Raw genomic sequence first — 11,706 nt, 5'->3', positions numbered from 1 at the left:
TATCGACTCCGCTCGACTTGCATGTATTAGGCACGCCGCCAGCGTTCGTCCTGAGCCAGGATCAAACTCTCCATAAAAGTGTTTGACTTGCTCATTTCTTGCTGGCGAGAACATTGCTGTTCTCTATTGTTTTGAAGAACCGAAGTTCTTCACTCACTCGTTGTTCAGTTTTCAAAGATCAAACTCTTTCGTTGCCGTTCAGTGTCTGTCGCAGCAACTTTTATATCATATCATGTTGTGTTTCTTTCGTCAAGCACTTTTTTAAGAAGTTTTTCTCGTTTCAAGTGTTTAACTTAGATCTTCATGATATTCCTTACATCGTTATCACTCGTTCGTGACAACTTTTATAATATATCATGGAACGTTTTTGTCGTCAACACTTTTTTTCGAATATTATATTCGGTTTAAATGATGACGATATTCGCTGATAATTGAAACAGCGACCGTTGCTTAATATATCACGAGAAATAAATGCTAGTCAACAACTATTATACTAATTGCTATAACACATATATCATCCAACGATTCTGGCATATCCATGTATTGCTTGGATACGTCAGAATCGTTGGATGAACCTGCTTATAGTATTGGAATAGAACGTCTGTAGCTTTTATTGCAATTCAGGAAAAGCATTGCGGACCTGCTCTGTAAAAGTGGCTACGACACTATTGTACTCTGTTCCATTTGTAATCCCTTCTTTAGCGACTTTGCGCCATAGTCCGAGAATTTCCTCACTATATTTGTCAGGCTGAATCGGAGGAAGATTCTTAACGGTTTTATAGTACACCTTCATTACAGTCTGGTCGCCTGTAATATCAGACTAAACTGATTCATATTTTGCTCGTACACGGCTGCACTTCCTGGCATATTTCCTGTCGTTTCCAAATTGTGCTGCTGCCACTTTTCGCCCGCTATATACTTAATAAACTCATAAGCTAACTCTTTGTTCGGCGATTGGCTATAAATCCCGCGATACGTACCGCCATTATAATAGCCTTCTGGTGTTGGGGCGACTCCATATTTCCCCTTGGCTGCTCCATTTTCATTATCGATCATAAAGGATGCCCATGCAGGCATTGTTGTCAGTATGACGCTACCGTCATTAAGAGCATTACCCCAGCCAGCAGACATAAACGGCAGTTTGGCATCGACATTGTTATCATTGATCTGGCGCTGAATATTGTAGTACTGCTGCCATTTGGGATCAATATTGAGTTTGCCATCCTTTACCCATGGCTCTGTATTATAAGCTTCAATATCGAAAAGATCACCGGAATTGGCAATCAGATGCACATTACCGCCACTCTTCTGCTGTACTTGTTGACCCAATTCTATGATCTTATCCCAACTGTCGGTCATCTCACCAATCTGTTGTGGGTCATCGGTACCGAGATATTTGCGGGCATTGTCACGGATATACCAAAAGCCGCCGGGAGAAGAATGGTCAGACACGGCGCGTATTTGATTATTGGCATCTCGCCCGATTGCTTGTACATACGGAATATACGCTTTGACTACGTCTTCCGCTCCCATTTCAGACAGGTCGGTGAGATATTTGGAGTCGATAAATTTGCCGATATACGAACGCTCCAGATCAAAAATATCCGGTACATTTTGCCCCGATTGCAGAGCAGTCAGCAGCTTGGTTTGATAATCATCACCCGGGAAGGTTTGTACCTCCACTTTGACTTTCGGATGTTCCTTCATAAATTGAGCAGCCATATCCTCAACTTGATTGAAGAACGTCCAGATAACAAGTGTGCCTTCCAATTCACCGTCGGCATTGCGAGCGGGCTGACTTGCCTCTTGTTTTTGGCTCCCTCCTCCACATCCTGCTAACAATATCGCTACTGTTAGCATAAGTATAACCGCTTTCCATGTATAACTCCCTTTGCCCTCTTTGATCACTCTTGTCATGATAGTAAGGTTGCTCATTATTTTCTCCCCTTTATAGTGAAATACAATCTGACAGTCAAAAAAGTGTATACACCCTTTCATCTTTTTACTTGGTTATGGAATAGAGAACTGTGCTTTGTGTACTCCGGCCAGTACCATGTATACGTTTCGTTTATGCAGTTCTCATAGGGAAGCAGAACTATGTTCTTCCGCTCTTCCTTTACTCTGCTACTGTGGCTGTGGCTGTGGCTGTGGCTGTGGCTGTGGCTGTGGCTGTGGCTGTGGCTGTGGCTGTGGCTGTGGCTGTGGCTGTGGCTGTGGCTGTGGCTGTGGCTGTGGCTTGAAAATGATAACTTTTACAGCACAGTTTGCATAGCATAATAGAGAGTTGCATAGTACGCAGTATGGTGTTCTTTGTTATAGAGCCATGCTTTATCCTTTCACGGCACCAGCAGCTACACTTCCGATAATCCGTCTAGACATGATCGAAAATACAATCAGAATCGGAATAATGGAAATCACAATCCCTACATATTGTGCGCCAAAATCGGCACTGAATTGCGACTTTACTCCGGCAATCATTACGGGCAAGGTTTGTAACTGGCTATCGAACAGAATAATTAATGGATTGAGGAAATCATTCCATTTGCCAATAAACGTGAATATGGCCAGTGTTGCCATACCCGGCATCAGCAGCGGCAATACGAGACGATGAAAAATCCGCCATTCCCCACTTCCATCGATCCGTCCCGACTCCACCATCTCGGATGGAATCATGCTATCGGCAAACTGCTTCATCAGGAAAACCCCAAATGCGTTATGGATGGAGGGCAGAATTAAGGGCCAATAGGTGTTAAGCCAGCCAAACGAATCCATCAGACGATAAAAACCGATAATGCCCAATTGCCCCGGAATCATCATTGTGCCTAATACGATGCCGAATAATACGCTATTCAGACGAAAGCGATATTTGGAAAAACCATACCCCGCTAACGCGGAAAAATAGACTGTCAGCAGTGTCGATATGGTACTGATCAGAGTCGTATTGAAAAATCCGCGCCAGATCGGTACCGCTTCTACCAGTCTGCTATAGTTATGCAGCAGCTCTCCACCGGGAATCAGCAATAGCTGACGGGCGATACTGGAATTGGTATGAGTAGCCGTTATAAACATACTGTAAAACGGAATCAAGCAAATCACGGCACTGCCAATCAAAAACAGATAAATGATGAGCCGAGCAATCCAGTTGCCTGTCTGTCGGTGTTGTATCGTACCCGTTTGACTCACTTCCATAACAACCTCCTCGATGTCTGTCATTGCCTCATAGGGACTACAGGTTTTATATGAATCATTGCTTATAGAAGTAATCCATCAGGCTGCCTTTTTGCGAGTAATCAGAAGTGTAATAACGGTGAAGATCATAACGATGACAAAGACACCGTAAGCAATCGCCGCTCCATAGCTGAAATTGAAATTTTTAAAAGCAGTCTCATACAAATACATAATCATGGTACGTGTCGTATTGTTCGGTCCATTGCCGATCATGAACGGCGAATCAAACAGCTGTAACCCACCAATTACGGACGTAATGAGCGTAAATAGGAAGACGGGACGCAACAATGGCAAAGTGACGTACAATGTGCGTTGCCACCCGCCTGCTCCATCCATCTCAGCGGCTTCATATACTTCGGAGGAAATACCTTGAAGTCCGGCGATAAAAACAATCATATTAAAGCCAAAATTCTGCCAGCAAATCACCGCTGCTACGATCAGTCGGGACCACCACGGATTGTTAAACCAATTGACTGGGTCGTCGACCAAACCGAATGTCATGAGCATTTTGTTGATACTACCTGTTTGCCAGTCAAAGATCAGACTGAACAATACACCTAGCGTAACTGGCGTAATCAGATTCGGAAAATAATAAATTGCACGGAAGAAATGCTTACCACGGATAAACTTTTCATTTAGGAGAACTGCCAGTGTGATGGCAATCAGAAGCTGTGGCACAATCGAGAGTACCCAGATAATGAGGGTGTTGCCGATAGACTGGTAAAAGGCGAGATCATGCAGCAACCGCACGTAATTATCAAGACCGGCATAGGTCGGATCGGTAAAGGCATCCCAGCTCATAAAGCTGAGATACAACGTGTAACCAATCGGAATAAGTCCGAACAGAGCAAATGAAATAAAAAACGGTGCCACAAAAATATAGCCAAAATAGTATTTGTTCAGCCGGGAATTCATTTCTCCCCTCCTTTGCTTGTAGCTATTCACGTTAGAGGAATATTTGACTTCCATTTGGTGCAATCCCTGTTCATACGGGATTGCACCAAACTGCTATACGGATTCGCATGAAGATCGCACGATAAGCTTGGGACGAAATCGTCGACTACTGCTCACAGACTCATTTATTTTGCTAAACAGAAGGTCTGCTGCATACTGACCCACCTGTTCCAGCGGCTGCCTCACTGTGGTCAAGCCCGGCATAATCCAAGCGGAAATGGGAATATCATCATAGCCAGCAATCGACATGTCGGTCGGTACATGCAGTCCCGCTTCCACGGCAGCACGCATCGCTCCGACAGCCACTTCATCGTTGGAGCCGATGACCGCGGTAAAAGAGGACCGTTTTAATAGATGCTGCATTGCCGTATATCCTCCCTCCTTACTCCAATCTGATGAGATCACCAGCTTCTCGTCGTAATCTATGCCTCGCTGTTGCAGTGCCTGCACATATCCTTGAAACCGATAGGTACTAGCTGTTATGTATGAGGGACCAGAAATATAAGATATCCGCCGATGACCGAGATCGTATAGATACTGCACCGTATCATCAATACCAGCTTCATGATCCACATCGACCGACAACAACTGCTCCTGCTGTCCATCATCCCCAATCAATACTACTGGGTACGGCGTATCCGCGATTCGCTGCAGTTCCTCCAAGCTGCGTTTACAGAAACTAAGCATGATTAATCCATCTACCTGACCTTCATGCAGCAGCTTCAAAAATGTGCTTTCTCGTTTCTCTTCTTCTCTAGGATGGTCGGTAAGTGTAGAGTCCCAGCTGTAAAAAACGCTATTATAGCCGCTGCGGTGTACCATTTGCTCAATGCCGCGGATCAAACCGGAATAAAACGTATTCGAAATATTATCTACGATCACACCGATAGTAAATGTTTTATTCATGACCAGCCGCCGAGCATTCATATTACGGTGAAAGTTCAACTCGCGAATTGCTTGCTCCAGTGCAAGCGCTGTATGCTTTTTGACCTTTTGGCCATTCAAGTAACGCGATACGGTGCTTTTGGATGTGTTAGCCAATCGGGCTACATCATGAATGGTAGGCTGCATGATGTACCTCCTTTTCTCTATAAGGTATATAGGATTTCAAAAATCATAGGGAATCGGCAGAGTGTCTTACATATGGTTCGTGGATTTAGATAGTACAGATGCCAAAATGGGAACGTTCCCAGAAACGTGACTCTTACCATATACCCTAAATCTATAAAAAGTAACAAAAAAAGGCGCCAGCCCCTATAAAATAGGACCTGACACCTTGTTATACATAATAGTTGCATGCCACCCCTGTCGGATGACCTGTTTTCTTTTGGGATGTAGCTTAGAGTTCGCGACGTCCTTCTAGCGCTTTGGAGAGTGTAACTTCATCCGCGTATTCCAGATCGCCGCCGACAGGCAGACCGTGCGCGATACGAGTCACTCGAAGGTTAAACGGTTTGACCAGTCTGGAAATGTACATCGCGGTCGCTTCACCCTCGATATTCGGATTGGTTGCCAGAATCAACTCCTGTACGCGCTCATCGCTCAGGCGGTTCAGCAATTCTTTGAGTTTGATCTCTTCCGGTCCAATTCCTTCAATCGGAGAAATCGCACCATGCAATACATGATAATATCCGTTAAACTCTCTGGTCCGCTCCATTGCTACTAGATCTTTCGGCTCCTGCACAACACAGATCACCGAAGCATCGCGGGTTTTGTCCTGACAAATCTGGCAAGGATCGGAGTCCGTAATATTACCGCAGACCGAACAATAGTGAAGATTGCGCTTCACATTCACCAGGGCTTTGGCAAAATCGATTACGTCATCCTCTTTCATACGCAATACATGAAAAGCCAGCCGCCCTGCTGTTTTCGGTCCAACTCCCGGCAGGTGTGTAAAAGCATCAATCAACTTGGCAATCGGTTCGGGATAATACAATACAGCGATCTCCTTTGAGACCGGTCATTTTAACGAATGCCGATCTGTTATTTTAGAACAGGCCCGGAATCTTCATTCCGCCTGTGAATTTGCCCATATCTTGGTTGGCGAGTTCTTCGGCTTTGGTCATTGCATCGTTCACAGCTGCCATGATCAGATCTTGCAGCATTTCAACATCTTCTGGATCGACCGCTTCTGGTTTGATATTGATAGCGAGTACTTTTTTGTGTCCGTTCACTTCAACGGAAACAACGCCACCACCGGATGTACCTTCAACGGTTTTGCCGCCCAATTCTTCCTGTGCTTTCAGCATTTGCTCCTGCATTTTCTTTACCTGTTTCATCATCTGGTTCATGTTACCCATTACGATCATCTCCTCGATTTGAATTGGTTATGGTGTCTAGTTATTCCTTAATAACAACAAGTTCTTCGCCAAACAGCTGGATGGCTTCATCAATCAAGGCTTCGCCTTGTTCTTCTTCGTGCTCCAGCTTCAATTCTTCGCCAGGCTGCTCGGTTGTTCCTTCAATGGCGTCCATCCAATCTTTTTGCATCATGGTCACTAGACGATACGAGCCGCCCAACACTTCTTGCAATACAGATTCGATGACTTCGCGGTTCGCCGCTTTTTCAATCGTCTCGCGGTGCATGTCATGCTTGAAGGCAACCAGTATCGCATCCTCATGAATCGATACCGGATCACAGTTGACGAACCAAGCGTGAATGGTCACTTTGACTTCCTTCACACGCTGTAGCACTTTGCTCCAAGAGCCTGAGATTTTGGTAAAGTTCTCATGGCTGCGATTCGCCACATAGTGATTCATTTGCGACGGGATTTTGGCAGCTGAAGAGATACGCGGCGTCGGTGCGCGGCGTCCGGTATTGGCTGCTGCGCCTCCACTCGAATCGCCACCACCAACACCTGCTTTGATCGCCTTCTCCAGCTTTTGCTCCAATGCAGCGAGCTGCTGCTTGAGCTGACGAATCTCGCCAGCGTCCGCAGGGGAACTAGAGGTTGAAGCTGCTACGTTCCCACCTGCCGTGCCACCGGATTCAACAATTCCGCTCAGCTTGAGCAGTGCAACTTCAAACAGCATCTGCGGCTGAGTCGCATACTTCATCTCAGTCTGGTAATGATTGAGTGTATCAATGATGCCAAATAACTGCTCGCGACTGAATGACGCTGCAGTCTCGCGGAAGTTATCTGGGTTCAGCATACGCTCAGTCAGATCGGCTGCCTGTGGAATCATCTTGATCATGAGTACGTCACGGAAATAGTAGAGTAAATTCTCCATGCACTTGTCGGCGCTTTTGCCTTCCTGCATAAAGGACTCAACCATCTGCAATACTTTACCCACATCGCCCTGCTGTAATGCGGTAGCCAGCTCAGCAAATTGCTCGGAGGCAATCCCACCGGTCATTTGCAGCACCTGCGGATAGGTGATCTTGCCTTCGGTAAAGGCAGATACCTGATCCAGTATGCTCAGTGCATCCCGCATTCCACCATCAGATAGACGTGCAATGTATTCCAGTGCATCTTGTTCCGCTTCCAATCCTTCCTGACCGGCAATCAATTGCAGTCGCTGGGTTTGCTCCTGAAGCGATACACGCCGAAAATCAAAACGCTGACAGCGTGAAATGATCGTCGCTGGTAAGCGATGCGGCTCGGTTGTTGCCAGTATAAAGACCACATGCCCCGGCGGCTCTTCCAGCGTTTTCAGCAGCGCATTGAACGCTTCCGTCGTGAGCATGTGGACTTCGTCAATAATGTATACTTTACGCCGAACTTCAGTTGGCGCATATTTTACCTTTTCCCGCAGGTCGCGGATCTCTTCCACACCCCGGTTGGATGCGGCGTCAATCTCCAGCACGTCCATAATATTGCCCGAGGTGATCCGTTTGCAAGTTTCACACTCGTTACAAGGTTCAACAGAAGGGCCTTTTTCACAGTTGATCGCCTTTGCCAGTATTTTGGCAGCGGACGTTTTCCCTGTTCCTCTTGGTCCATTAAACAGGTACGCATGTGATATACGCTCTTCCCGAATGGCATTCTGCAGTGTCTGAATGATATGCTGCTGTCCTACCATGTCCTGAAACGACTGCGGCCGCCAAGCACGATAAAGTGCGATATGTTCCACTTGCTTACCTTCCTTTCGCTATGGATTGCTTTATTCCGGCTTCATTTACACCGGGTTCATGTTGTCTGAAAATGCGTGTCAAAAGCAAATATCCTACCTTCAATTATACTATAAATCCACCTTCAACAAAACCAGCAACGGCTTATTTTACATACAAAAAACACCTGTTGCTGCATGCAAAAGGTGTTTTGAATAAGCTGTATAATATACCGTGCACCTGTCTTCGATAATTGCGATCCAAACGGTTCTTCTGAGCAACAGCTCGGGATAGGCACTCCCTCGGCACAAGAACGAAACTGCTTATGGCTGCTTCCTTCCGGACCTGACCAGATTCACAGGTGTCCCTTGCGAAGGACCCATCCGTCAACACTGCGCTCAGATACCTGCCTCACATCGACAATACCTATGACAGGAATTCAATCTCGCTATAGCGGATTGCGAGTTACAGGGCACCGCTACCTCCCCATCTAGCACGGCATTACATTATTATACTTGACGCAACTTCACTTTGCAACCGGTATCTGAATTGCACACGCGCAGACACTGTTAGCGACCAAAGCGAGTAGGATTGTATAGGATCAGTTCGTCGTAGCTGATGTAGCGGTAGAGCGAGTCGTACGGCGACCGTTACTGCTGGAATTGCTACTGGAACCAGTGGATGCCTTTTTACCAGTGGAGCTGTTGCCTGATCCATTGCTCCGGTTATCTTCAGTCGTATCAAAGGAAGCAAGGAATTCCTGATTTGTTTTGGAATTACGCAGCTTTTTGAGGAAGCCTTCGACAAAGTCTGGCGTTTCGTTCATATTTTTGCGGATATGCCAGATAGTGTCCAGCTCTTCTTTTGCGAGCAGGTCTTCTTCGCGGCGCGTACCGGAGCGACGAATATCGATTGCCGGGAAAATACGGCGCTCGGACAATTTGCGATCCAGATGCAGCTCCATATTACCGGTTCCTTTAAACTCTTCGTAAATGATATCGTCCATACGGGAGCCGGTATCGATCAGCGCTGTAGCGAGAATGGTCAAGCTGCCACCTTCCTCAACGTTCCGTGCCGAGCCGAAAAAGCGTTTGGGACGATGGAACGCTGCTGGGTCAATACCACCGCTGAGCGTACGTCCAGAAGGTGGAATTACTAGGTTATAGGCACGCGCAAGACGGGTGATACTGTCGAGCAGGATGACGACATCCTTTTTGTGCTCTACCAGACGAAGTGCACGCTCCAAAACGAGTTCCGCTACCTTGATATGATTTTCTGGCAATTCGTCAAATGTGGAAGCAATGACTTCCCCTTTGACAGAGCGCTGCATATCAGTTACTTCTTCCGGTCTTTCGTCGATCAGCAGCACAAACAGTTCAATTTCCGGGTTGTTTGTCGAAATGCTGTTGGCGATTTCTTTGAGTAAAAGGGTTTTACCTGCTTTGGGAGGTGCTACGATCAGACCGCGCTGCCCTAAGCCAACAGGAGCCAGTACGTCCATAATCCGAGTGGACAATTTGTTCGGAGCCGTTTCCAGTACGAGTTTCTTCTGTGGGTAGAGGGGTGTGAGAGCCGGGAAGTGCAATCGTTCCGCCGCTTGTTCAGGGCTAGTGCCATTGACTGCATTAACCTGAAGCAGACCGAAGTAGCGTTCATTCTCTTTGGGTGCTCTGCATTTACCGGAAACAAGATCGCCGGTACGCAGATCGAATTTGCGAATCTGGGATGCAGAAATATAAATATCTTCAGCGCTGGGCAGGTAGTTAATCGGACGAAGGAAGCCATAGCCTTCTGGCAGAATTTCCAGTACGCCCTGCATAAACATTAATCCACTTTTCTCTGCCTGTGCACGCAAAATAGCAAAAATAAGCTCTTTTTTCTTTAGCTGTCCATAGTAAGGAATCTGGTATTGTTTCGCTAACTTGTATAGATCCGTTAGCTTCATTTCTTCCAGATCGGCAATTTGTAAATCCATAAAATAACCACCTATTCAATTTTAGTCGGGATGTTAGATGTTAAAAGAACATAGAGAAGATATTGGGAATAATTCAGAAGGTGAGTGGACAGATTCCAAATCCATTCATTTAGGATAGCATTACCCATTGTGGGGAGGAGATATTCAAGAGGTATGTATTTCAGAAAATACAAAAGAGCTCTCCTCCCGGGTAAGAGGGACATTCATTATGGCGGGTTTGCATGCAAATCAGATTACAGCATCTCTCTCCATACATTCGCGCCCAGATGACGCAAATTATCTACGAGATGGTCATATCCACGGTCAATAAATTCCACACCAGACACCTCAGTCACGCCTTCTGGTACAGTCAAGCCAGCAATGACAAGTGCTGCACCAGCACGTAGGTCCATCGCTTTGACTTTGGCTGCGTTCAGTTCTCCACCCTCGATGATGGCAGAGCGACCTTCGACTTTGATTTTGGCGCCCATCCGTACCAGTTCCGGTACATGCTTAAACCGGCTGCTGTATACAAAGTCACTCAATACACTCACGCCCTGTGCTTGGGTGAGCAGACTGGTCATAGGAGATTGCAGATCCGTCGCAAAGCCCGGATAGGTCAGTGCTTTGACGTCTACATGCGTATAGGAAGACTTGCCGAGTACACGAATGCCCTCGTCCAGCTCGTCCACATGCACACCCATTTCCAGTAACTTCGCCGTTACCGCTTCCAGATGCTTAGGGATTACGTTGTCAATAATCACATCGCCACGTGTTGCTGCTGCGGCGATCATATACGTACCTGCCTGAATACGGTCAGGAATAATGGAATGTTTGCAGCCATGCATTTCGGAAACGCCCTCAATGCGGATCGTCTCTGTACCGGCACCCTTGATTACAGCACCCATGGCATTCAATAATGTTGCTACATCTATAATCTCAGGCTCTTTCGCCGCGTTTTCAATAATGGTATGGCCTTTGGCTCTTGCAGCCGCCAGCATAATGTTGATGGTCGCACCGACACTGGCTACGTCCAGATAAATTTTAGCACCGCGCAATTCTTTGGCATACAGATGAATAGCGCCGTGTTCGTTGGTTACAGTAGCGCCAAGCGCTTCAAAGCCTTTGATATGTTGATCAATCGGCCGGGGTTCAAAGTTACAACCGCCCGGCAAGCCGATAATGGCTTCTCCAAAACGTCCGAGTAATGCACCCATCATATAGTAGGATGCTCTTAATTTTTTGACTGGTCCGTTAGGCATCGGAATAGATCTGACGCTGCTTGGATCAATACGCATTTCGTTGTCTGCTTCATTCCAAGTTACCTTTGCGCCTAGATTCTCCAAAATCTCTGCATAAACTGCTACATCACTCAGAAGTGGCAGGTTATCAAGCACAACTTCCGATTCGGCGAGCAATGCCGCAGGAATAAGCGCAATGGCACTGTTTTTTGCACCACTGATGGTGATAGTTCCCTGCAACGGACTTCCGCCGCTGATCATCAATTTTTCCATAAAGC

The 11,706-nt window shown here is 46.5% G+C and carries 11 protein-coding genes, 1 rRNA gene and 1 other RNA gene; 1 reads left to right on the top strand and 12 read right to left on the bottom strand.

Annotation, left to right across the window (positions count from 1 at the left end; translation table 11 throughout):
- The 3 genes from ABXR35_RS23865 to ABXR35_RS23855 form a co-directional block, all read right to left on the bottom strand.
- A 16S ribosomal RNA gene (locus ABXR35_RS23865) occupies positions 1-77 on the bottom strand; the annotation flags it as partial.
- A 533-nt stretch (positions 78-610) separates the two neighbouring features.
- Positions 611-793 (bottom strand): hypothetical protein, encoded by a 183-nt coding sequence (locus ABXR35_RS23860; protein WP_367064574.1) that lies wholly within the window; start codon positions 791-793, stop codon positions 611-613.
- Entirely contained in the window at positions 793-1,935 is a 1,143-nt protein-coding gene (locus tag ABXR35_RS23855; protein ID WP_367064573.1) for an ABC transporter substrate-binding protein, read from the bottom strand. Before ABXR35_RS23855 ends, ABXR35_RS23860 begins: the two co-directional genes overlap by 1 nt.
- A 162-nt stretch (positions 1,936-2,097) precedes the next feature.
- On the opposite strand from ABXR35_RS23855, the gene ABXR35_RS23850 reads away from it, so the two are divergent.
- Positions 2,098-2,277: a hypothetical protein gene (locus ABXR35_RS23850; protein WP_367064572.1), complete on the top strand. Its 180-nt coding sequence runs from the start codon at positions 2,098-2,100 to the stop codon at positions 2,275-2,277.
- Positions 2,278-2,328: 51 nt separating this feature from the next.
- Here the strand turns inward: ABXR35_RS23850 and ABXR35_RS23845 are convergent, their stop codons facing one another.
- The 9 genes from ABXR35_RS23845 to murA all read right to left on the bottom strand — a co-directional run bounded on the left by ABXR35_RS23845 (position 2,329) and on the right by murA (position 11,701).
- Positions 2,329-3,189: a carbohydrate ABC transporter permease gene (locus tag ABXR35_RS23845; RefSeq protein ID WP_367064571.1), complete on the bottom strand. Its 861-nt coding sequence runs from the start codon at positions 3,187-3,189 to the stop codon at positions 2,329-2,331.
- A gap of 78 nt (positions 3,190-3,267) precedes the next feature.
- A complete protein-coding gene (locus tag ABXR35_RS23840) occupies positions 3,268-4,143 on the bottom strand; it encodes a carbohydrate ABC transporter permease (protein WP_367064570.1) in 876 nt (291 codons plus the stop codon).
- Positions 4,144-4,236: 93 nt separating this feature from the next.
- A complete protein-coding gene (locus ABXR35_RS23835) occupies positions 4,237-5,253 on the bottom strand; it encodes a LacI family DNA-binding transcriptional regulator (RefSeq protein ID WP_367064569.1) in 1,017 nt (338 codons plus the stop codon).
- 268 nt (positions 5,254-5,521) lie between these two features.
- The gene (recR, locus tag ABXR35_RS23830; protein ID WP_367064568.1) at positions 5,522-6,118 is read right to left on the bottom strand and encodes a recombination mediator RecR; all 597 of its coding nucleotides are present in this window, start codon (positions 6,116-6,118) and stop codon (positions 5,522-5,524) included.
- A gap of 52 nt (positions 6,119-6,170) precedes the next feature.
- On the bottom strand, positions 6,171-6,482 hold the full coding sequence (locus tag ABXR35_RS23825; protein ID WP_367064567.1) for a YbaB/EbfC family nucleoid-associated protein: 312 nt from the start codon (positions 6,480-6,482) through the stop codon (positions 6,171-6,173).
- A 40-nt stretch (positions 6,483-6,522) separates the two neighbouring features.
- A complete protein-coding gene (dnaX, locus tag ABXR35_RS23820; protein ID WP_367064566.1) occupies positions 6,523-8,256 on the bottom strand; it encodes a DNA polymerase III subunit gamma/tau in 1,734 nt (577 codons plus the stop codon).
- Between the two features lie 209 nt (positions 8,257-8,465).
- An RNA gene (gene ffs, locus ABXR35_RS23815) (signal recognition particle sRNA large type) lies at positions 8,466-8,732 on the bottom strand.
- A 102-nt stretch (positions 8,733-8,834) separates the two neighbouring features.
- A complete protein-coding gene (gene rho / locus ABXR35_RS23810; RefSeq protein WP_367064565.1) occupies positions 8,835-10,208 on the bottom strand; it encodes a transcription termination factor Rho in 1,374 nt (457 codons plus the stop codon).
- A gap of 233 nt (positions 10,209-10,441) precedes the next feature.
- Entirely contained in the window at positions 10,442-11,701 is a 1,260-nt protein-coding gene (gene murA / locus ABXR35_RS23805) for a UDP-N-acetylglucosamine 1-carboxyvinyltransferase (RefSeq protein WP_367064564.1), read from the bottom strand.
- Between the last annotated feature and the right edge of the window lie 5 nt (positions 11,702-11,706).

Source organism: Paenibacillus sp. JQZ6Y-1, from assembly GCF_040719145.1.
Taxonomy (GTDB): Bacteria; Bacillota; Bacilli; order Paenibacillales; family Paenibacillaceae; genus Saccharibacillus; species Saccharibacillus kandeliae.
This window is presented reverse-complemented; position numbering and strand designations above follow the sequence as displayed.